Source organism: Azospirillum sp. TSH58, from assembly GCF_003119115.1.
GTDB lineage: Bacteria > Pseudomonadota > Alphaproteobacteria > Azospirillales > Azospirillaceae > Azospirillum.
The window spans coordinates 2,204,238-2,224,612 of sequence record NZ_CP022364.1 but is presented as its reverse complement, the minus strand read 5'-3'; the positions used below and the strand labels follow the sequence as shown (position 1 = coordinate 2,224,612).

The following is a 20,375-nucleotide window of genomic DNA, read 5'->3' as shown; positions in this document are numbered from 1 at the left end:
CGGAAAGGCTGGACCGAGGACGATTTGGGTATGGACGACGAGAATCCCTGCGTGGGCATCTGCATCATCGGCGAGGACGGCTACTGCGAAGGCTGCGGGCGGAGCGAGGACGAGATCTACGGCGTTTCCCCCACTCCGGCGCCGACGCCGACAAAAAACGAAGCGGACGGTCAGGCCGACTGAGTCCGCTCCGCCGGCCGCGGGTCACACCCGCTCGGCCACCCAGATGACCGCCTTGGTGCCGGCCTTGATGGCGGCGGACAGCACCGGATAGGCCGGGGCCTGCTCCGCGCCGTTGAGCAGGCCGATGTCGCGGTGCTCCACCTCCTCCGCCTGGAATTTGAGGATGGAGGTCTTCAGCTCCTCCTCCTCCGGGCCGAGATGCTTCAGCTGCGCCTCGTAATGGCCGTCGATGACCTGCTCGACGGCGACGGTGCAGGCCATGGCCGCCCGCTCACCCATCACCGCGGTCCCGGCGCCCAGCAGGAAGCCGGCCACATGCCACAGCGGCTGCAGCACGGTCGGCCGCACCTGGCGGGCGACGAGCTGCTTCTCGAAATACTGGAGATGCTCCAACTCCTGGTCGGCCATGTGGCGCAGCGTCTTGGCGTGACGCCCCCGGCCCATGACGGAGAGCTGGCCTTCGTAGATGCGCTTGGCCCCATACTCGCCGGCATGGTCCACGCGGACGATCCGCGCCAGCCGCTGTTCCGGAGTCGGGTCGCCGGGCAGGCGCCCGCGCGGGCGGGGCCGCGGGGCGGACGACTCGCCGGTGGACGGAGCGGAAGCGGCCGCGGTGCTGGTGGCAAGGCTGTCGGGCGGGGTCATGCGAAGGTCCTGGATGCCGAGGTCCGGATGTAGGCGGTGCGGGCCGCCACGAAGGCGAAGGCGGACAGCGCCAGCGAAATCAGAACGTTGTAGCCCGCCATCGAGATCCCGAACAGCGACCACGCCACTTCGTCGCAGCGGGTGACCGGGGCGGCGAGCACCTGGGCGCGCAACTCCTCCAGCGTCTGGGGAGCGCGCCCGCTGGCGCCGCAGGCCGAGGTGCCGGCCCACCAGTGCTGCTCCACCCCGACATGGTAGGCGGCGATCCCGGCGCCGGCCAGCAGGGCCAGCCCGCTCGCCACCAGCAACGCGTCGCCCAGCCCGCGCCACTGGCGGAACAGCAGGGTGACGATGCCGAAGGCCATCACCGCGCCGTAGGGCACGCGCTGCCACAGGCACAGCACGCAGGGCTGGTAGCCCAGCACGAACTGGAAAAACAGCGCGGCGGCCAGCACGCCGGCGCTGGCGATGGCCAGCAGCCCGGCGGTGTAGCGCGGATCGTCGATGGGGAAACGGTTCATCATGCGGGTGAGATTAGCGCGCCCCACAGGCTTAGGCCAGACACGCCGACGCATCCGCACAAAACACTTTGTCCCAGGGCGATTTCCCCTCTATATAGCGGGCACCGGTCGCCGCGAGCGCCGGGTCCGGCAGGCACCGTGCGGGCGTGGCGGAATTGGTAGACGCAGCGGACTCAAAATCCGCCGTCCTCACGGATATGTCGGTTCGAGTCCGACCGCCCGCACCACCCCTTCTCCCGAGTTCCTCCCCTACGGCCCCGTGCCTTTCATTCATGAACGCGGTTCATGACGGCATGTGACGCCGCCGGTCTAATCCGCATCGACGGTCCCCGATAGAGTGGCGGCACGACGACCGCGCCCCCATGGGGCGATCACCGGAGGATTCGATCATGAAAATCACGCGGGTTGGCACGCAGCCATCCGTCACCGGACCGGCCGACTGGTTCACCGGCACCGTCCGCATCGACCCCATCGTTCAGACCGAAGCCCCGGCCCGCACCGCGGCGGCCAGCGTTACCTTCGAGCCCGGCGCCCGCACGGCGTGGCACACCCATCCGCTGGGTCAAACCCTGATCGTCACCGCCGGCGTCGGCCGGGTCCAGCGCGAGGGCGGCCCCGTCGAGGAGATCCGCCCCGGCGACGTCGTCTGGTTCCCGCCCGGCGAGAAGCACTGGCACGGCGCGTCGCCGACCATGTTCATGACCCACATCGCCATCCAGGAGCAGCTCGACGGCAAGGCCGTCGACTGGATGGAAAAGGTCACCGACGAGCAGTACGGGGGGTGATGCGGCGGAACCGTTCCGCACCCAAAACCTCATTGCGTTTGCGGGCTTGTTCCAAAGTCCAATTCGGCGGCCCGACCCAGCCACTTAAAATGCGCGGCATCGACCGCCGCCGCGACCGGCGCCGCGGATTTCTGGCTGGGGAGCCACCTCACATGACCGTTTCCAGATTCGTCATCGCCGCCGCCCTTCTGCTCGCCGCCGGGACGGCCAACGCCGAAGGCGGGCCGCAGCCCAAGACGGCCGAGGAGGCCGCCGGCAAGCAGATCTTCCATCAGTGCGCGGCCTGCCATTCGCTGGATTCCAGCAAGAACGCCTTCGGCCCGAGCCTGTACAACGTCGTCGGGCGCAAGGCCGGCTCGATCCCGCGCTTCGACTATTCCAACGCGCTGAAGGCGTCCAACATCACCTGGACCGAGGACAACCTGCGCCACTGGATCGCCGGCAACGACAATTTCGTGCCCGGCACCCGCATGCGGCACGTCGCCATCACCGACCCGGCGGAGCAGGACTATCTGATCGCCTTCCTGAAATCGCTGAAGCAGTAAACACCGGCAGGCCGGTTACGGTGCGGCGACCGGAACCGGCTTCCCCTCCTCGGTCGGCAGGCCCGCCTCGGCCCAGCCGTCCGCCCCGTCGCGGTACCAGAGGACGCGGCGGTAGCCCATCTCCAGGGCACGCTTGCCTGCGTTCCACGACATCCAGCAGTCCGCCAGACAGTAGAACAGCAGGCCGCGCCCGCGGTCGCCCCCGGTCAGCCGCTCCAGGTTGGCCCGGAAATAGCCGTCCAGCTCCGGCGGCAGCGCCCCGAGCCCGACGTTGGGCAGCCAGACGCTGCCGGGGATCTGCGCAAAGGGCTTCGGCACCAGCCAGGGACCGCCGGGCAGCGTGCTGCGGTCCAGCTTCATCACGTTGATGGGAAGGGCGGCGCCCGACTCCACCAGAGCGCGGGCCCGCACCGTGTCCACCGTCTCGGCCCCAGGCAACGACGCCGGGGTGGGCGACCGGTATTCGGCCATCCGGTAGCCATCGGGCACCGGAACCATGTCTGCCGCGACGTCTCCCGCCGGCCCGGCCAGCAACAGCGCCAGCCCGGCGGCGCCCAGCCATCCTGCGCGCACCACCTTCCCTCCCCGATTGTTCTGCGGCATCCACGAAATCCCCCCGTGCCCGACAGGGTCAAGTTGCCCGATAGTCGAATACCGGGGACCGGTGGGCGGGGCCTAAGCTCATTGTTCGCCATCGTGGAATTCCCGCGTTCCGCTGCGCCACCGCACCGCAGAGGCCTGCCTTGCAAACGACCGCAGGACGCATCATCATCAGGCTAGGGAGACAGGGGTCTAGCCACCCCTGCCTCCCGGCCCGATCCTTAGCGGTTCAGGAGATCAAGGATGCCCTTGATCACCCGAAGCAGCAGGATCAGGAGAGTGAGGATTTTCTCCATCCTCGACGCCTCCTTGTGATGGGACACGGGCGGTGGCCAATCCGCCGCCCGGTCCACCGCGCAACCATGACGCGGCCCATCTTCTATACAAATGCAATTTTTGACGCAGGGCCGGTACCATGCGCCTGATGTCCCTCGTCCGGCTGTTTCTGGTCCTGGCGCTGGTCTGCGTCGCCTCCGTGACGCATGCGGCGGACCGGCCCACGGTGACCATCGGGGTGCTGAAATTCGGCACGGTCAGCTGGGAGCTGGACGTCATCCGCCACCACCGGCTGGACGAGGCCGCCGGCTTCGAGCTGAAGCTGATGGACCTGGCGAGCGGTCAGGCGGCGCAGATCGCCCTGCAGGGCGGGGCGGTGGACATGATCGCCAGCGACTGGCTGTGGGTGGCCCGCCAGCGCGCGGCGGGGGCCGACCTGACCTTCATCCCCCATTCCGCGGCGGTCGGCGCGCTGATGGTGCCGGCGGCCTCCCTCATCGCCTCCGTCGCCGACCTGAAGGGCAAGCGCATCGGCGTCGCCGGAACCCCCATCGACAAGAGCTGGCTGCTGCTGAAGGCGCTGGCCCTCGACCGCTACGCGCTCGACCTTGATGCCGCGGCGACGCCGGTCTTCGCCGCCCCGCCCCTGCTGAACCAGAAGGCCGCGACGGGGGAGCTGGACGCGGTGCTGAATTTCTGGCCCTACGCCGCGCGCCTCCAGGCGGCGGGGATGCGGACGGTCATCGGGGTGGACGGGATGATGCGGGACCTCGGCCTGTCGGCCCAGGTGCCGGCGGTCGGCTTCGTCTTCCACGAGAGCTGGGCCAGGGCCAACCCGGCGGCGCTCGACGCCTTCGTCGCCGCCTCGCGCAAGGCCAAGGCGATCATGGCCCGATCCGACGCGGAGTGGGACCGGCTGCGCCCGCTGATGAAGGCGGAGGACGAGGCCACCTGGGCGGCGCTGCGCGACCAGTTCCGCGCCGGCATCCCCGACCGCTGGACGGAGGAGGAGCGGGAAGCCGCCGCCCGGCTCTATGGGCTGATGGCCAAGCTCGGCGGGCGGGAGCTGGTCGGCAGCGCCATGGCCCTGCCGGACGGCACCTTCTGGCCGGGGGTCCGCTTCTGATGCGGTGGCGGCGGCTGGCCCCGGTCCTGTCGCTGGCTCTGCTGGTCGGGCTGTGGGCCGTGGCCGCGGAACTGGCCGCCAGCCGCAGCCTGCCCGGCCCGGCCGCCGTAATGTCCGTGCTGGTCCGCGAGGCGGCGGACGGCGCGCTGTTCCATCACCTGGGGATCACGCTGGCGCGGATGGCCGCGGCCTTCGTCATTGCCATGTCCATCGGGTCGGCGCTGGGCATCCTGCTGGGCCGCTCGGCCACGGCGGACCGGCTGTTCGGTCTGTGGCTGACCGTGTTCCTGAACATCCCGGCGCTGGTCGTGATCGTGCTCGCCTATGTCTGGTTCGGCCTGACCGAAGCGGCGGCGGTCGGCGCGGTCGCCGTCAACAAGATCCCCAACGTCGTGGTCGTCCTGCGCGAAGGGACGCGCGCCATCGACGAGCAGTATGTCGAGATGGCGCGGACCTTCCGCATGGCGCGGTCCGACGTGCTGCGCCATGTGCTGCTGCCCCAGCTCACCCCCTACTTCGCCGCGGCGGCGCGGTCCGGCCTTGCGCTGATCTGGAAGATCGTGCTGGTGGTCGAGCTTCTGGGCCGCAGCGACGGGGTGGGATTCCAGATCCACCTCTACTTCCAGATGTTCGATGTGGCCGGCATTCTTGCGTACACCGTCGCCTTCGTGGCCGTCGTCCAACTTCTCGAGCTGTGCGTCCTGCAACCCGTCGAGCACCGGCTCACCCGCTGGCGGCCGGTGCGCGCTGAGGCTTGAGGTCCGCTCCAAGCGCTTCGCCGGGCGGGAGGTCATCCGCGGCCTGTCGCTGACGGCCGCGCCGGGCGAGTTCCTGGCGCTGGTCGGCCCGTCCGGCTGCGGCAAGACGACCGCGCTGAGCATCGCCGCCGGGCTGGACCGCGATTTCGACGGAACCCTCGACTTCGGCGGGCCGGAACCGGTTCTGGGCTGCGTGTTCCAGACGCCCCGCCTGCTGCCCTGGCGCACGGTGCGGCAGAACGTGGCGCTGGTGCTGCCCAAGGCGCGGCGGAGCGACGGCACGGCGGAGCGCTGGCTGTCCGCCATGGGTCTGGAGGCGGTGGCCGACGAGTATCCGGCGCGCCTGTCCGGCGGCATGGCGCGGCGGGTGGCCCTGGCCCGCGCCTTCGCGGTCGAGCCCGGCCTGCTGCTGATGGACGAGCCCTTCGTCTCGCTGGACGAACCGACGGCGCAGCGGATGCGCGCCCTCCTCGCCACCATGCTGGAGCGTTCCCCGGCCACCGTGCTGTTCGTCACCCACAATCTGCGCGAGGCGATCCAACTGGCCGACCGCATTCTGGTGATGGCCCCCGGCCCGACACGGGTGGCGGCGGAGGTGCCGCTGGAGACGCCGCGCGCGCTGCGCGACGACGCGCTGATCGAGCGCGTGCGGGCGGACCTGCTGGCCCGACCCGACCCGGCCTTCCGGCTGCTCGCCTGACTTTTTCGCCGAACCTGTGAAGCGGCTCACATCCGCCGCTGCCCGCCGGGCGCAGTCTGTCCCGCTGAGGTGAAACCGGCGGAGACGACGATGCGCACCCTGTTCCTGCCCCTTCTTCTGCTGGGCGCCGGCTTGGCGCTGCAATCCGGCGCGTCGCTCGCCGGGGAGATCGTGATCCTCGACCAGCACGGCCACGGTCCCAACCACGCCGACCGGTCGCGCGATCTGGCGATCATCGGCGATCCGGTCACCGGCTCCTCCATCGTCATCATCGAACGGACGACGCGCGACGAGCAGCTCGGGCGGCGCGACCCCGGCCTGGAGGCCCGGCGCGCCGTGCGCAAGGCGGAGGTGAAGCGGCGCAGCAAGGACAAGGACTGGCAGGATTGGACGGAGTTCGAGGGCCATGCCCTGGACGGCTTCGGCTGGCTCGACAGCCCGGTGCCGCTCGGCTTCGGGCGGGGCGATCCGGGGCAGGAGGCGGCGCGCGCCGCCGCGGACGCGCGGCGGATGCGGAACCGCTGAAGGAACGGCCCGCCGGCTCAGATGCCGAAGCGGGCCTTTTCCAGTTGCAGGCGGTTGGCGAAGACCACGGCCTGGGTGCGGCTGTAGACCTTCAGCTTTTGCAGGATCGCCGAGACATGGGCCTTCACGGTGGTTTCCGTGATGCTCAGCTCATAGGCGATTTCCTTGTTCAGCTTGCCGGTGCCCAGCATCTCCAGCACGCGGAGCTGCTGCGCCGTCAGGGTGGACAGTCGGCGGGCGATCTCGGCCGTCTCCTCGTCCTCCGCCGCGGCGCCCTCCTCGACCGAGGCGGGCAGATAGACCTCCCCGGCCAGGATCTGGCGCAGCGCGCCGGCGATGGCGTCCCGCGGCGTCGATTTCGGGATGAAGCCGGCGGCGCCGCAGCGCACCGCCTCCAGCATCACCTTGCGGTCCTCGTGCGCCGAGACGACGGCGACGGGGATGGCCGGAAAGCGGCGGCGCAGGGCGATCAGCCCGGTCAGCCCGTTCATGCCCGGCATGTTGAGGTCGAGCAGGACGAGGTCCGGCTCCCCCTTGCCGCCGTGCATGGAGTCGAGGATGGAGATGGTTTCGTCCAGGCAACCGGCCTCGTGGATCTCCTGCGCCTGGCAGGAGTAGAGAACGGCGCTGCGCAGGGCGTCGCGCACCAGCGGATGATCGTCCGCAATCAGAATTCGGCTCATGGCGTGGTTCCCACGCTCATCGTTTCGGGGCGTTTCCGGGTGTGATCATGCCGGACTGTTCAAGAATGCGCAAGGACGGGAACGGGTATTCCCCAAAACAGCCGATCGTAGGCAATTCCGTTTTAAATCCCGGCCCAAATCCTGTTGCAAGCGATTCGCAAGAAAAGACGGCCCGAACCCTTCGGGCCGCCCTTTCCTGGTCCGGTCACGGCACGGGGTTTCCCCGTCAGGCCTTCGGCAGCTTGAAGACCCAGAGGGAGCCGCCCTGGTTGATGTCCTTGACCAGCTTGGCCACGTCGCCGCCCCACAGCGGCACCGCTCCGCCCCAGCCGGAGACCACGGCCACATACTGCTCGCCGTCCTGTTCCCAGGTGACCGGGGAGCCGACGACGCCGGAGCCAGTGTTGAACTTCCAGACCTCCTTGCCGGACTTGGCGTCGAACGCCTTCAGATAGCCCTCCGGCGTGCCGGTGAAGACGAGGTTGCCGCCGGTGGTCAGCACGCCGCCCCACAGCGGCGCCGGGTTCTTGTATTCCCAGACGATCTTGCCGGTCTTCGGGTCGATGGCGCGCAGCGCGCCGATGTAGTCGTCATAGAGCGGCTTGATGGTGAAGCCGGCGCCCAGATAGGCGGCACCCTTCTTGTAGGTGATCGGCTCGTTCCAGATGTCCATGCCCCATTCGTTGGCCGGGACGTAGAACAGCTCGGTCGCCGGGCTGTAGGCCATGGGCATCCAGTTCTTGGCGCCGAGGAAGGCCGGGGCGGCGAAGACCGACGTGCCCTTTTCCGCACCGACCGGGGTGCCCGGACGGTTGTCGTCGTTGTAGACCGGCCGCCCGGTCTTCACGTCGATCTCCTTGGCCCAGGTGATCTTGGTGACGAAGGGCGAGGCGCTGAGCAGCTTCCCGTTGGTGCGGTCCAGCACGTAGAAGAAGCCGTTGCGGTCGGCCTTGGCGCCGGCCTTGATGGTCTGGCCGTCCTTCTTCAGGTCGAAGGACACCAGCTCGTTGACGCCGTCGAAGTCCCAGCCGTCGTGCGGCGTGGTCTGATAGTGCCACTTGATGTCGCCGTTGGCCGGGTCGATGGCCAGGGTCGAGGAGGTGTAGAGGTTGTCGCCCGGACGCAGGTGCGAGTTCCAGGGCGCCGGGTTGCCGGTGCCGAAGAACAGCGTCTTGGTCTCCGGGTCGTAGGTGCCGCCCAGCCAGGTGGCGCCACCGCCGGTCTTGTAGAGATCGCCCGACCAGCTGGCGTTCATCACGCCGGTCATGGTCGATTCCTTGCCATTGAGGGTGCCCATGTTGCCCTCGATGGTCGGGCGCTGCCAGACCAGCTCGCCCGTCTCGGCGTCGCGCGCCTCGACCATGCCGATGATGCCGAACTCGCCGCCGGAATTGCCGGTGATGACCTTGCCGTCAACGATCAGCGGGGCGGCGGTCGCCGAATAGCCGGCCTTGTAGTCCTCGATCTTCTTCGACCAGACGACCTTGCCGGTGTCCTTGTTCAGCGCGACCAGACGGGCGTCCAGCGTCGCGAAGTAGATCTTGTCCTTGTAGAGCGCGGCGCCGCGGTTCACGACGTCGCAGCAGGGCATGATTCCTTCGGGCAGGCGGTGGTCGTACTGCCACTTCTTCTGCCCGGTCTTCACATCCACGGCGTAGAGGCGGGAGTAGGAGCCGGTCACGTAGATCGTGCCGTCATGGATGATCGGCTGCGACTCCTGCCCGCGCTGCTTCTCGCCACCGAAGGAGAAGGACCAGACCGGCACCAGCCCCTTGACGGTGTCCGGGTTCAGCTTGTCGAGCGGGCTGAAGCGCTGCGCCTGATGACCCATGCCGTAGGTCAGTACGTCGCCCGTCGACTTGGCGTCGTTCAGCAGGTCGTCGTTGCTGGGTCCGTCGGCGGCCAATGCGGGGCCGCCCAGACCAAGGCCGGCGGCCATGGCGCTTGCAAGCAGGCAGGTGCGGAAGAGACGCTTCATGGTGCGGATACCTCCCAGGGGAAATGGACAGCCGGAGTCGCGGGCAGAGGTCGTTTGCAGACGAATGGCGGAATCCGTCTGCCTTCTCCGCCCGTCCTCGGCTTCTTTTCGGAACAATCAGGGGTTCGACGCAGGGGCGACGCGGCATCGCGAAGCCCCTATCCTTCTGACAATAAAGCAGTTTACCGGCACCCCGATTGGGGTCCATTGGCAAATAGTCGAATGGGCGGAGCGTTCTGCTGGCACCGGGAAACGTTTCATTGAGAAGGGCGTCAGTTGACCCGCGGCAGGATTGCCCGCTCGATCCGCGGCCAGAGATGGGAGACGGAGCGCCGGTACTCCTCGCGCAGCACGCCCATCCCGGCGAAGCGCTCGGGGATCGGCGCGTCGAGCAGCTCGGCCATGTCGGCCCCGCCCTCCGCCCGCTCGCGCAGCGTACGGTCCAGCCAGGTCAGCCAGTCGCGGGTCTGGGCGATGGCCGCCTTGTCGGACCGGATGCGCCCGTGGTTGGGCACCAGCACCGTCACGTCCAGCGCGTCCAGGGCATCCAGCGCCGCCAGCCATCGGCCGATGTCGGCGTGGGGCGTCGTCGGCGTCCGGTCGGAGAAGACGACTCCGCCGGCGAACAGCACGCCCGTCGTCTCGTCCAGGATGGCGAGATCGGCGGCGGTGTGGCCCTCCAGCGGGATCAGCCGCAGCCGGTGCGCGCCGAAGACGACGGTCGAGCCATAGACCGCCTCGGTCGGGACCAGCGGCTCGGTGCCGCGCATCCAGTCGCCGACGAGGCGGTACATGTTCTCGGTCATCCCTTGCCCCTCGGCCTTGATGCCCTCGATGGTGCCGGGCAGCGCGGCGATGGGCACGTCGGCGAAGGCGCGGTTGCCCAGCCAGTAGTCGGGGTGCAGGTTGCTGACGAAGACCTTGCGGATCGGCTTGTCGGTGACGGTCGCGATGGCCGCGCGCATCTCCTCACCGAAGCGGCGCGACGGGCCGGTCTGGATCACGATCACCCCGTCGTCGGTCACGATGAAGCCGGGGTTGAGGATGTTGCCGCCGTTGCTGCGGGTGAAATGCTCCCGCGTGCCTTCGAAGACCCAGGTGTCCGGCGCGATGGCGACGGGTTTCAGCTGGTAGCTCAGCGGGCCGGCGGCCCAGCCCGGCGCGGCGGAGACGACCAGCAGCAGGAGAAGGGCGAGTAGCGCTCTCATGGCAGTGCCCCTTGCACCCAGGGCAGCGGGATGGCCGCCTTCACCTCGCCGCCCTGGTTGTCGCGCCCGTCGAGCGTCAGGCTGCGCGCGCCCGCTCCGGGCCGCACCTCCAGCGTGAAGACGGGGTTTTCGGACAGCGGCTCCGCCGTCTGGAGCCGGGCCAGCGCCCGCCCGTCGGCGTCGCGCAGGGTCAGCGCCTCGATGAAGTAGGCGGGAATGCCGGCGACCAGACCGGTGTCCATGGGGTGGCGGACGAGGAAGCGCACGCGCGTCGCCTTGTCCTCACCCGCCCCCTCACCCGCCCCCTCACCGGCCGGCGCCCAGGCGCGGCCCTGCACCTCGCCCACATGGTCGGCCCAGTCGGCGGCGGCGTAGGTGGCTGGCGGCGCGGTGCAGCCGCCGCCCGCCGCGTCGAGCAGCTTGCCCCCGATGTGCCACACTCCGTCCGGCGTGCGGGCGGCGGCGCGCAGCGGTGTCGCCTGCTGCACCTTGAAGCGCGTGGCGATCACCGGCTTCGCCGCCAGCGGCTGGAAGCGCAGGATGACCGGGAAGGGGTTGAGGTCGGCGAACAGCACCATCTCCTCCACCGCGCCCAGCGCCGTGGCGTCGGCCATCACCGGGACGGCGGCGGCGTTCTCGGCGTTGTCGGGGGCGGTGACGGTCACCCGCTCGTCGAACTGCACGGGGGCCGTTCCGAACAGCTCCGGCCGCAGCACGTCCCACATGACGGAGGCCAGCGGGTCGGCGGGGTCCGGCGGGCCGGCATAAGCCGGGCTGGAGAGCGCGGCCAGGAGCGCCGCGGCGGCGAGATGGCGGTTCATGGCGGTTTCCCCCTCCCTTGCGTCGTTGTTCTTGTGCGGGCTCTTGCCCCCTCCCTAACCCTCCCCCGCTCTCGGCGGACCAAAGGTCCGCCTGCCGCGTCAGCGCAAACCTTTGGTTTGCGCGAGAGCTACGCAGGGGAGGGAATCAAGCCCCTCCCCCTGCGAAGCGGGGGAAGGTTGGGAGGGGGGCAAGCACCGTCACTCCACCGGAATCGCGTTGTGCGTCACTCCATGCTTCCGGAAAATCTCCGGCAACGTCCCGTCCTCCAGCATCGCGGTCACCGCGTCGCCCACCGCATAGGCGAGATCGCGGGAGTTCTCCTTCACCGCCATGCCGATGTCCCAGCTCGACGCCATCATGCCGGGGAAGGTGACCGGGGTGATCGGGAAGCCGGCGGCGCGGTCGCCCAGCGCGGCCTCCACCTGGCTCTGCGTCGCGACGACGGCGGCGACGTCGCCCTTGACCAGGGCCTCGACCGCCTCGGGGATCGTCATGTAGTGGACCAGCCGCTCGCGCAGCCGCCCACCGAAGGCCCCCAGCAGATAGAAGTCGGGGATGCTGTCGATCTCCACCCCCACCGGCTCGTCGGGCAGGGAGGCCAGCATCGGCTGGGTCATGCGCATCGGGTTGCGGGCCAGCGCGAATCCTTCCCGCTGGTAGGGGCCGAACAGCACGGCCTCCGGGTTGCGCAGCCCGAACTCCTTCTGATAGGGCACATGCATCATCACGTCGGCCACGCCGCCCCCGACGACCGGGCCGCGCCACACCGCGTTGCGCAGGTCGTCCGACACGGCCTCCCCGGCGGTCAGCTCCATGAACTCGACGCCGACGCCCAGCCGCCCGGCGATGGCGCGGGCGATGTCCACGTCCACGCCGACCAGGGCGCCGCCCTTGCGGTGGGAGAAAGGCGGGTTGTCGCGATAAACCGCGACCATCAGCCGCCCGGCGGCCACCACGTCGTCCAACGGGCGCGCGCCGGCGCGCCGGGGGAGAACCCCGGCGGCCAGCGCGGCGGCGGCGAAGGACAGCAGCTGGCGCCGCGTCGGAAGCGCCTTCATTCCTCGTGCACCGTCTCCAGCCACGACCGGATCGCCCACAGCGCCTCCTGGCCCAGCGCCTCGCCGAAGCGCGGCATGTAGGTGACGCCGTTGCGGATGGAGCCGTTGGTCACCCGCTCCTTGAACCACTCGTCGCCCGCGTCGCCCTTCTCCAGATAGCGCAGGTCCGGGGCGATGCCGCCCGACACCGCGCCCAGCCCGTGGCAGCGCGCGCAATTCTGGTTGAAGGCGGAGGCGCCGATCTCGATCGCGCGCGGGTTGCCGCGGTAGGGGTTCGCGTCGCGCCAGTCCTCGCCCAGCTTGTCGAGGCCGGTGGTGTCCACGGCCTGGGGGGTCACGTCGCCATGGGCGAAGGCCGCGGTGGGGACAACCGTGGAGATGACGGCGGCCGCGCCGGTCAGGAAACCGGCCATCGCAAGCCGGAGAAGCCGTGCGTTCATAAGGGGCGTCCTCATTCAGAGAAGATGCGAATGGAGCGTTGTCCGTTGCCCCGGAGCATAGCGGGCGGTCCGTGCCGCCAATAATTGGACTTTGGTAGCAACCGTGCGTGGAGCCCCCCGCGATCGGACCGAATTGCTGTTTTCCGCCCGCGCAATCGTACCAAAGTTGCATTCCGGGACGCCGCCCGGCGGGGATACCCTGATCTCCCGAAACCAGGCGAGTGCAAACCCGCGATGCGTTTCAGCCTTTGGTTACCCTCCTTGATGCAGATCGCCTTGCTGGCCGGCGGGCTGTGCGCCCCGCCGGCCGCCTTTTCGCAGGAGGCGGCGACCGCGGACCTCTCAACCGTCCGCATCGCCTACCTGACGCAGGAGGTCGATCATCCCCCCGCCCTGTCCAACCTCGACGAACCGCCCGCCGACGAAGGGCTGGCCGGCGCCCGGCTGGCCGTGGCCGACAACAACAGCACGGGCCGCTTCCTCAAGCAGCGCTTCGAGCTGGAGGCGGTGACCGTCCCCATCGACGGCGACCCGGCGCAGGCGCTGCGCGACCTCGCCGCCGCCGGGCACCGCATCGTCGTGCTGGACCTGCCCGGCGAGGCGCCCGGCGCCCTGGCCCGCCTGCCGGAGGCGGCGAACCTGCTGCTGTTCAACGCCGGCTCGACCGACGACAGCCTGCGCAACGCGCTGTGCGCGCCCAACCTGCTGCACACCGCCCCCGACCGCGCCATGCTCGCCGACGCGCTGGCCCAGTATCTGGCGGTGAAGCGCTGGACGAAATGGCTGCTGATCGTCGGCACCCGGCCCGAGGACCGGCTCTACGCCGCCGCGGTGAAGCGGGCGGCCAAGCGCTTCGGCGCCGAGGTGGTCGAGGAGAAGACCTGGAGCGAGGACCACGACGCCCGCCGCACCGCCCAGGCCGAAATGCCGGTCTTCACCCAGGGCAAGCGGCACGACGTGGTGATCGTCGCCGACGAGATCGGCGACTTCGGCGACTATGTGCTCTACCGCACCTGGGAGCCGCGCCCGGTCGTCGGCACGCAGGGCCTCGTCCCCACCAACTGGCACCGCGCCCACGAGGCCTGGGGGGCCGCACAGCTCCAGTCCCGCTTCAAGGCCGCCGCCCAGCGGACCATGCTGCCCCGCGACCACGCCGTCTGGTCCGCCATCCGCGCGGTGGGCGAGGCGGCGACCCGCACCCGCTCCACCGATCCGGCGGCGCTGGCCGCCCACATCCGCGGGCCGGACTTCACGCTGGCCGCCTTCAAGGGCGTGCCGCTGTCCTTCCGCAGCTGGGACGGGCAGTTGCGCCAGCCGGTGCTTCTCGCCGCCGACCGCTCTCTGGTCTCCGTCTCGCCGCAGGACGGCTTCCTGCATCCCAGGACCGAACTCGACACGCTGGGCCACGACCAGCCCGAAACGGCCTGCCGCCGTTGATGGGCCGTCGCTGACCTTCCCCAAACGCTTCCGCCGATAAGGACGCCGCCCCGATGACCACCGCCCGCTCCCTTCTCCTCGCCGCGCTGCTGGCAGGCTGCGCCGCCCCCGCCCTGGCGGAGACCGTCTATGTCTCGAACGAGAAGGACAACACCCTGTCGATCATCGACGGCGCGACCCTGACGGTGACGGAGACGGTGAAGGTCGGGCGGCGCCCGCGCGGCATCACGCTGAGCGCGGACGGCAAGCACCTCTACATCTGCGCCAGCGACGACGACACGGTGCAGGTGATGGACCTCGCGACCAGGAAGATCCTGCACAACCTGCCCTCGGGCGAGGACCCGGAGCTGTTCGCCCTGCATCCCGACGGCAAGCATCTGTTCATCGCCAACGAGGAGAGCAACGTCGTCACCATCGTCGACGTGCCGAGCCGCAAGGTCGCCTATCAGGTGGATGTCGGGGTGGAGCCGGAGGGCATGGCGGTCAGCCCCGACGGCAAATGGGCGGTGAACACGTCGGAGACGACGAACATGGTCCATTGGATCGACACCGAGAAGCGCGCCGTCGTCGACAACACGCTGGTCGACGCCCGCCCGCGCTACGCCCAGTTCAACAAGGACGGCAGCCGCCTGTGGGTGTCGGCGGAGATCGGCGGCACCCTGTCGGTGATCGACACGGCCAGCCGCAAGGTGGCGCAGACCATCCGCTTCAAGATCAAGGGCGTCCCCCAGGACCGCATCCAGCCGGTGGGCGTCAAGCTGACCGACGACGGGCGCTACGCCTTCGTGGCGCTCGGCCCGGCCAACCACGTCGCGGTGGTGGACGCCCAGACCTTCGCGGTGAAGGACTATCTGCTGGTCGGCCGCCGCGTCTGGCAGCTCGACCTGTCCCCCGACCAGAAGCGGCTCTACGCCACCAACGGCGTGTCGGGCGACGTGTCGGTGATCGACGTGGACAGCCTGAAGGTCGTCAAGTCGATCAAGGTCGGCCGCTACCCCTGGGGCGTCGCGGTGAAGGGCTAAGCGGGTGAAAGGGTAAGGGCATGGCGGAACCGGCGCTGTCGGTCGAAGGGCTGAGCTACGCCTACGGGCGCAGCGCCTTTGCGCTGAAGGACGTGTCGCTGGCGGTCGGGGCGGGGTCCTTCACCGCCCTGCTCGGCCCCAACGGGGCGGGCAAGACGACTCTGTTCGCGCTGGTCACCCGCCTGTTCGAATCGCCGGGCGGCACCATCCGCATCGGCGGCGTCGATCTGCGGCGGGAGCCGGCCAGGGCGCTGGCCCGCATGGGGGTGGTGTTCCAGCAGCCGACGCTCGACCTCGACCTGACGGTGCGGCAGAATCTGCTCTATTTCGCGGCCCTGCACGGCATCCCCCGCCGCACCGCCGAGGCGCGGGCGCGGGAGTCGCTGGAGCGGCTGGGCATGGCGGAACGCATCGGCGAGACGGTGCGGGCGCTGAACGGCGGCCACCGCCGCCGGGTGGAGCTGGCCCGCGCCCTGCTGCACGAGCCGGCCCTGCTGGTGCTGGACGAGCCGACCGTCGGGCTGGACGTTCCGGCGCGGCGCGCCATCGTCGAGCATGTCCACGCGCTGTGCCGCGAGCGCGGCATCGCCGTGCTCTGGGCCACCCACCTGATCGACGAGATCGGCGAGGGCGACCGGGTGGTGGTGATCCACCGCGGTCGGGTCCGCGCCGCCGGCCCGGTGGCGGAGGTGAACCGCGCGACCGGAGCGGACTCGCTGACCGAGAGCTTCACCCGGCTGACCGCGAAGGAGGCGGCGTGACGGCCTTTGCCCATAATGGCCCCGCCCATTACGCCCGCGCGCTTGGCGGGATCGTCGGGCGCGAGGTGCTGCGCTTCGTCCACCAGCGGGAACGCTTCCTGTCGGCCCTGGTGCGCCCGCTGCTCTGGCTGTTCGTCTTCGCGGCGGGCTTCCGCGCGGCGCTGGGCATCGCCATCACCCCGCCCTACGAGACCTACATCCCCTACGAGGTCTACATCGTCCCCGGCCTCGCCGGGATGGTGCAGCTGTTCAACGGGATGCAAAGCTCGCTGTCGATGGTCTACGACCGCGAGATGGGCAGCATGCGGATGCTGCTGGTCAGCCCCCTGCCCCGCTGGTTCCTGCTGACGGCGAAGCTGCTGGCCGGGACGGCGGTGTCGATCCTCCAGGTCTATGCCTTCCTCGCCGTCGCCTGGGTCTACGGGGTGCAGGCGCCGCCGCTCGGCTACGTGACGGTGCTGCCGGCGCTGGTGGTCAGCGGGCTGATGCTGGGGGCGCTGGGGATGCTGCTGTCCTCGGCCATCCGCCAGCTGGAGAATTTCGCGGGCGTGATGAACTTCGTCATCTTCCCGACCTTCTTCCTGTCCACCGCGCTCTATCCGCTGTGGAAGATGCAGGAGGCGGGGGAGCTTCTCCATGCCCTGTGCACCGTCAACCCCTTCAGCCAGGCGGTCGAGCTGATCCGCTTCGCGCTCTACCAGCAGGTCAACCTGCCGGCACTGGGCTGGACGGTGCTGGCGCTGGCGCTGTTCCTGGGCGGGGCGATCTACGGCTACAACCCGGCGCAGGGCTTCCTGGCACGGAAGACGGGCGGGGAGTAGGCGGCACCCCTCACAGGATGCTGCCGAACCCGTTGGTGATCGGGTAGCGCCGCTCGCGGCTGAACTGCCGCCGGGTGATCTTCGGGCCGGGAGGCGCCTGGCGGCGCTTGTATTCGGCCAGATGCAGCATGCGCCAGACCGCGTTCACCACCTCCGGCGCGTGGCCGCGGGCGACGATCTCCGCGACGCCCAGATCCTCCTCGATCAGGCAGCGCAGGATGTCGTCCAGCGCCTCGTAGGGCGGCAGCGTGTCCTGGTCGGTCTGGCCGGGCCTCAGCTCGGCGGTCGGCGCCTTGACCAGCACCCGCTCCGGAACGACGCGGCCCGCCGGGCCGAGCGCGCCCTCCGGCACATGCGCGTTGCGCCAGCGCGCCAGCGCGTAGACCGTCGTCTTGTAGACGTCCTTCAGGACGGCGTAGCCGCCGCACAGATCGCCGTAGAGCGTGGCGTAGCCGACTGACATCTCCGACTTGTTGCCGGTGGACAGCACCATGGGGCCGAACTTGTTCGACAGCGCCATCAGCGTGACACCGCGCGACCGCGCCTGGATGTTCTCCTCCGTGACGTCCGGATCGCGCCCGGCGAAGGCCGGCCGGAGCATCCGCTCGAACGCCTCCATCGCCGGGACGATGGGAACGGTGTCGAGCCGGCAACCGAGCAGCTCCGCCGACTCCGCGGCGTCGTCCTGGCTCTCCGGCGCGGTGTGGGGCGACGGCATCATCACGCCGTGCACCCGGTCGGCGCCCAGCGCGTCCACCGCGATGGCCGCCGACAGCGCCGAGTCGATGCCGCCCGACAGGCCGAGGATGACGCCGGGGAAACGGTTCTTGGTCACATAGTCGCGCAAGGCCAGGACCAGCGCCGCGTAGACCGACTCCAGCTCGTCCGGCGGGGCGACGCACTCCGTGTCGGCGCAGCTCCACACATCGTCCTCGCCGCGCTCCCAGCGGGTGATCAGCAGATGCTCGGCGAAGGCCGGAGCCTGCGCCACCAGCCGGCGGTCGGCGCCCAGCGCGAAGCTGGCGCCGTCGAAGACCAGCTCGTCCTGCCCGCCCACCTGATTCACGTAGAGCAGCGGCAGGCCGGACTCGGTGACCCGCCGCACGGCGAGCTGCACGCGCCGGTCGTGCTTGCCCAGCTCGAACGGGCTGCCGTTGGGGACCACCAGGATCTCCGCCCCGCTTTCCGCCAGCGTCTCGATCACGTCGGCGGACCACATGTCCTCGCAGATCGGAACGCCCAGCCGCACGCCGCGGACGTTGATCGGGCCGGGCAGCGGGCCGGGGTCGAAGAGGCGCTTCTCGTCGAAGACGCCGTAGTTCGGCAGGTCCACCTTGAAGCGGGTCGCCGCGATCCGCCCGCCGTCGAGCAGCAGGGCGGCGTTGTGGCGTTTGCCGCCGTCGCGCCAGGGCGCGCCGACCAGCAGGGCCGGCCCGCCGTCCGCCGTCTCGGCGGCGAGTTCACGAACCGCCTGCTCCACCACGTCCAGGAAGAAGGGCTTCAGCACCAGATCCTCCGGCGGGTAGCCGGTCACCGCCAGCTCCGGGCAGACCATCAGGTCGGCGCCGCGCGCGGCGGCCTCCGCCCGCGCGTTGCGGATGCGGTCGAGGTTGGCGGTGATGGCGCCGACGGTCGGGTTGATCTGGGCCAGCGCGATGGAAAGGCGGTCGGTCATGGCGGCGTCGTCCGGTGAAGCGGCGGATCGGCGACACCGTAACAGCCGGAGGCCGGGGGCGGAAGCGGCGCACGGCCACAGCGGAACCGCGCCACCGCACGCTGTGTTGCCGGAAGGACAGGACGCCAACAGAAGGATGACCGGTCATGCAGAAGCCCGGGCAAGGTTCCGGTGCCACGACCTCCGTCTGGATGGACCGCGGCGGGGCGGCGATGCCCGCCGGAACGGTCGCCCCCACCGCCGCGGCGCTGGGCGCCCTGCGGCCCGACCGATCACCCGACGTGATCGTCATCGGGGCGGGCATCGCCGGGGTGACCACGGCCTATCTGCTCCAGCGCTCCGGCAAGTCGGTCCTGCTGCTGGACGACGGGCCGCCGGGCAGCGGCGAGACCGGGCGCACCACGGCGCATCTGTCCAACGTCATCGACGACCGCTTCACCGAGATCGAACGGCTGCACAGCGGGTCCGGCGCCCGCATGGCCGCGGACAGCCACGGCGCCGCCATCGACACCATCGAGCGGATCGCCCGCGAGGAGGGAATCGACTGCGGCTTCGCCCGGCTCGACGGCTATCTGATGCTGGCGCCGGGGCAGGACCCCGCCACCCTGGACCGCGAGCGCGACGCCGCCCGCCGCGCCGGGCTGGACGATGTGGAGCGGCTGGACGCCCCGCCCATCCGGCATCCCGGCCCCTGCCTGCGCTTCCCCCGGCAGGCGCGCATCCACGCGCTGGACTATCTGGCCGGGCTGACCCGCGCCTTTCTGGCGCGCGGCGGCGCGCTGGCCACCGGGGCCCATGTCTCCACGGTCCGGCAGGACGGGGAGCGCGTGCGCGTCGAGGCCGGGCCGGACCACGCGCTGGTCGAGGCCGCCGCGGTGGTCGTCGCCACCAACTCGCCGATCAGCGACCGCTTCGCCATCCATTCGAAGCAGGCGCCCTACCGCACCTACGCCATCTCCGTGCGGGTGCCGAAGGGCAGCGTGCCCGACGCCCTCTATTGGGACACGCTCGACGCCTATCACTACGCACGGCTCCAGCCGGAGGCCGACCACGACCGGCTGATCGTCGGCGGCGAGGACCACAAGACCGGCGAGGCCCGCGACATGGCGGAGCGCTGGGCCGCGCTGGAAGCCTGGACGCGCGCGCATTTCCCCCAGGCCGGGGCGGTCGAGCACCGCTGGTCCGGGCAGGTGATGGAGCCCTTCGACGGGCTGGCCTTCATCGGCCCCGACCCGGCCTATGGCGGGCGGGTCTTCGTGGCGACCGGCGACAGCGGCATGGGCATGACCCACGGCACCATCGCCGGGCTGGTGCTGTGCGAGCTGATCCACGGCAGCGGCAGCCCCTGGGCCGCGCTGTACGATCCCGGCCGCAAGATGACCAGCACGCTCGGCACCTACCTGCGGGAGAATCTGGACGCGGCCCGCCACTTCCTGCCCTATGTCCAGGGCCCGGAGCTGGAGGGGGAGGACCGCATCGAACCCGGTCAGGGGGCGGTCCTGAAGTCGGGCGTCTGGCCCGTCGCCGTCTTCCGCGACGAGTCGGGGGCGCTGCACCGCCGCTCCGCCATCTGCCCCCATCTGAAATGCGTGGTGCGCTGGAATCCCGGCGAACGGAGCTGGGACTGCCCCTGCCACGGCTCCCGCTTCGCCGTGGATGGGACGGTTCTGAACGGCCCGGCCACCCAGCCCCTTGCGGCCATGGAGGACTCCGCAAGCAAAAACTGATAAAATCCTTCGAAACCGAAGAGTTTCGACCGGGCGTTGCAGGAGCCCTGCGACGAATTAACCTGTGGTAAAGGACTCC

General features: G+C 70.1%; 22 protein-coding genes and 1 tRNA gene. 13 read left to right on the top strand and 10 right to left on the bottom strand.

Annotated elements, in window-relative coordinates; genetic code table 11:
• Nucleotides 1-30 precede the first annotated feature (30 nt).
• Nucleotides 31-183: a DUF1289 domain-containing protein gene (locus TSH58p_RS14075; RefSeq protein WP_109068670.1), complete on the top strand. Its 153-nt coding sequence runs from the start codon at nt 31-33 to the stop codon at nt 181-183.
• Nucleotides 184-204: 21 nt separating this feature from the next.
• On the opposite strand, the gene TSH58p_RS14070 is transcribed toward TSH58p_RS14075, so the two are convergent.
• Entirely contained in the window at nt 205-828 is a 624-nt protein-coding gene (locus TSH58p_RS14070) for a demethoxyubiquinone hydroxylase family protein (protein ID WP_109068671.1), read from the bottom strand.
• The gene (locus tag TSH58p_RS14065; RefSeq protein ID WP_109068672.1) at nt 825-1,352 is read right to left on the bottom strand and encodes a disulfide bond formation protein B; all 528 of its coding nucleotides are present in this window, start codon (nt 1,350-1,352) and stop codon (nt 825-827) included. The genes TSH58p_RS14070 and TSH58p_RS14065 overlap by 4 nt, the downstream gene beginning before the upstream one ends.
• 137 nt (nt 1,353-1,489) lie before the next feature.
• Here TSH58p_RS14065 and TSH58p_RS14060 point away from each other — a divergent pair.
• The 3 genes from TSH58p_RS14060 (at nt 1,490) to TSH58p_RS14050 (ending at nt 2,679) form a co-directional block, all read left to right on the top strand.
• A tRNA-Leu gene (locus TSH58p_RS14060) sits at nt 1,490-1,576 on the top strand.
• A 162-nt stretch (nt 1,577-1,738) separates the two neighbouring features.
• On the top strand, nt 1,739-2,134 hold the full coding sequence (locus TSH58p_RS14055) for a cupin domain-containing protein (RefSeq protein ID WP_109068673.1): 396 nt from the start codon (nt 1,739-1,741) through the stop codon (nt 2,132-2,134).
• 152 nt (nt 2,135-2,286) lie between these two features.
• The gene (locus TSH58p_RS14050) at nt 2,287-2,679 is read left to right on the top strand and encodes a cytochrome c family protein (RefSeq protein WP_109068674.1); all 393 of its coding nucleotides are present in this window, start codon (nt 2,287-2,289) and stop codon (nt 2,677-2,679) included.
• A gap of 15 nt (nt 2,680-2,694) precedes the next feature.
• Here TSH58p_RS14050 and TSH58p_RS14045 read toward each other — a convergent pair whose 3' ends face one another.
• The gene (locus TSH58p_RS14045) at nt 2,695-3,282 is read right to left on the bottom strand and encodes a PQQ-dependent catabolism-associated CXXCW motif protein (protein WP_109068675.1); all 588 of its coding nucleotides are present in this window, start codon (nt 3,280-3,282) and stop codon (nt 2,695-2,697) included.
• A gap of 412 nt (nt 3,283-3,694) precedes the next feature.
• Between TSH58p_RS14045 and TSH58p_RS14040 the strand changes: the two genes are divergently transcribed.
• The 4 genes from TSH58p_RS14040 to TSH58p_RS14025 all read left to right on the top strand — a co-directional run bounded on the left by TSH58p_RS14040 (nt 3,695) and on the right by TSH58p_RS14025 (nt 6,664).
• On the top strand, nt 3,695-4,681 hold the full coding sequence (locus TSH58p_RS14040; protein WP_109068676.1) for an ABC transporter substrate-binding protein: 987 nt from the start codon (nt 3,695-3,697) through the stop codon (nt 4,679-4,681).
• The gene (locus TSH58p_RS14035) at nt 4,681-5,439 is read left to right on the top strand and encodes an ABC transporter permease (protein WP_109068677.1); all 759 of its coding nucleotides are present in this window, start codon (nt 4,681-4,683) and stop codon (nt 5,437-5,439) included. Before TSH58p_RS14040 ends, TSH58p_RS14035 begins: the two co-directional genes overlap by 1 nt.
• Nucleotides 5,330-6,139, top strand: a complete 810-nt coding sequence (locus TSH58p_RS14030) for an ABC transporter ATP-binding protein (RefSeq protein ID WP_109068693.1) — start codon at nt 5,330-5,332, stop codon at nt 6,137-6,139. Before TSH58p_RS14035 ends, TSH58p_RS14030 begins: the two co-directional genes overlap by 110 nt.
• Before the next feature lie 90 nt (nt 6,140-6,229).
• Nucleotides 6,230-6,664, top strand: a complete 435-nt coding sequence (locus tag TSH58p_RS14025; RefSeq protein WP_109068678.1) for a hypothetical protein — start codon at nt 6,230-6,232, stop codon at nt 6,662-6,664.
• Between the two features lie 17 nt (nt 6,665-6,681).
• Here the strand turns inward: TSH58p_RS14025 and TSH58p_RS14020 are convergent, their stop codons facing one another.
• The 6 genes from TSH58p_RS14020 to pedF form a co-directional block, all read right to left on the bottom strand.
• Nucleotides 6,682-7,347, bottom strand: a complete 666-nt coding sequence (locus tag TSH58p_RS14020) for a response regulator transcription factor (protein WP_014241328.1) — start codon at nt 7,345-7,347, stop codon at nt 6,682-6,684.
• A 226-nt stretch (nt 7,348-7,573) separates the two neighbouring features.
• Nucleotides 7,574-9,325, bottom strand: coding sequence for a methanol/ethanol family PQQ-dependent dehydrogenase (locus tag TSH58p_RS14015; RefSeq protein ID WP_109068679.1), 1,752 nt, complete (start codon nt 9,323-9,325; stop codon nt 7,574-7,576).
• A 272-nt stretch (nt 9,326-9,597) separates the two neighbouring features.
• Nucleotides 9,598-10,533: a quinoprotein relay system zinc metallohydrolase 1 gene (locus TSH58p_RS14010; RefSeq protein WP_109068680.1), complete on the bottom strand. Its 936-nt coding sequence runs from the start codon at nt 10,531-10,533 to the stop codon at nt 9,598-9,600.
• Nucleotides 10,530-11,354 (bottom strand): quinoprotein dehydrogenase-associated SoxYZ-like carrier, encoded by an 825-nt coding sequence (locus tag TSH58p_RS14005; RefSeq protein ID WP_109068681.1) that lies wholly within the window; start codon nt 11,352-11,354, stop codon nt 10,530-10,532. Before TSH58p_RS14005 ends, TSH58p_RS14010 begins: the two co-directional genes overlap by 4 nt.
• A gap of 198 nt (nt 11,355-11,552) precedes the next feature.
• Entirely contained in the window at nt 11,553-12,413 is an 861-nt protein-coding gene (locus TSH58p_RS14000) for an ABC transporter substrate-binding protein (RefSeq protein ID WP_109068682.1), read from the bottom strand.
• Nucleotides 12,410-12,853, bottom strand: coding sequence for a cytochrome c-550 PedF (pedF, locus tag TSH58p_RS13995; protein WP_109068683.1), 444 nt, complete (start codon nt 12,851-12,853; stop codon nt 12,410-12,412). Before pedF ends, TSH58p_RS14000 begins: the two co-directional genes overlap by 4 nt.
• Before the next feature lie 264 nt (nt 12,854-13,117).
• On the opposite strand from pedF, the gene TSH58p_RS13990 reads away from it, so the two are divergent.
• Genes TSH58p_RS13990 through TSH58p_RS13975 form a run of 4 tightly spaced genes read left to right on the top strand, consistent with a single transcriptional unit; the run spans nt 13,118 to nt 16,894 of the window.
• Entirely contained in the window at nt 13,118-14,290 is a 1,173-nt protein-coding gene (locus TSH58p_RS13990) for an ABC transporter substrate-binding protein (protein WP_109068684.1), read from the top strand.
• A 53-nt stretch (nt 14,291-14,343) separates the two neighbouring features.
• On the top strand, nt 14,344-15,312 hold the full coding sequence (locus tag TSH58p_RS13985; RefSeq protein WP_109068685.1) for a YVTN family beta-propeller repeat protein: 969 nt from the start codon (nt 14,344-14,346) through the stop codon (nt 15,310-15,312).
• Between the two features lie 20 nt (nt 15,313-15,332).
• Nucleotides 15,333-16,073 (top strand): ABC transporter ATP-binding protein, encoded by a 741-nt coding sequence (locus TSH58p_RS13980; RefSeq protein ID WP_109068686.1) that lies wholly within the window; start codon nt 15,333-15,335, stop codon nt 16,071-16,073.
• The gene (locus tag TSH58p_RS13975; RefSeq protein ID WP_109068687.1) at nt 16,070-16,894 is read left to right on the top strand and encodes an ABC transporter permease; all 825 of its coding nucleotides are present in this window, start codon (nt 16,070-16,072) and stop codon (nt 16,892-16,894) included. The genes TSH58p_RS13980 and TSH58p_RS13975 overlap by 4 nt, the downstream gene beginning before the upstream one ends.
• Nucleotides 16,895-16,904: 10 nt before the next feature.
• Here TSH58p_RS13975 and TSH58p_RS13970 read toward each other — a convergent pair whose 3' ends face one another.
• Nucleotides 16,905-18,569, bottom strand: coding sequence for an NAD+ synthase (locus TSH58p_RS13970; RefSeq protein WP_109068688.1), 1,665 nt, complete (start codon nt 18,567-18,569; stop codon nt 16,905-16,907).
• A 146-nt stretch (nt 18,570-18,715) separates the two neighbouring features.
• Here TSH58p_RS13970 and TSH58p_RS13965 point away from each other — a divergent pair, with 146 nt between their 5' ends.
• Nucleotides 18,716-20,296, top strand: coding sequence for an FAD-dependent oxidoreductase (locus tag TSH58p_RS13965; RefSeq protein ID WP_199230043.1), 1,581 nt, complete (start codon nt 18,716-18,718; stop codon nt 20,294-20,296).
• Nucleotides 20,297-20,375 lie beyond the last annotated feature (79 nt).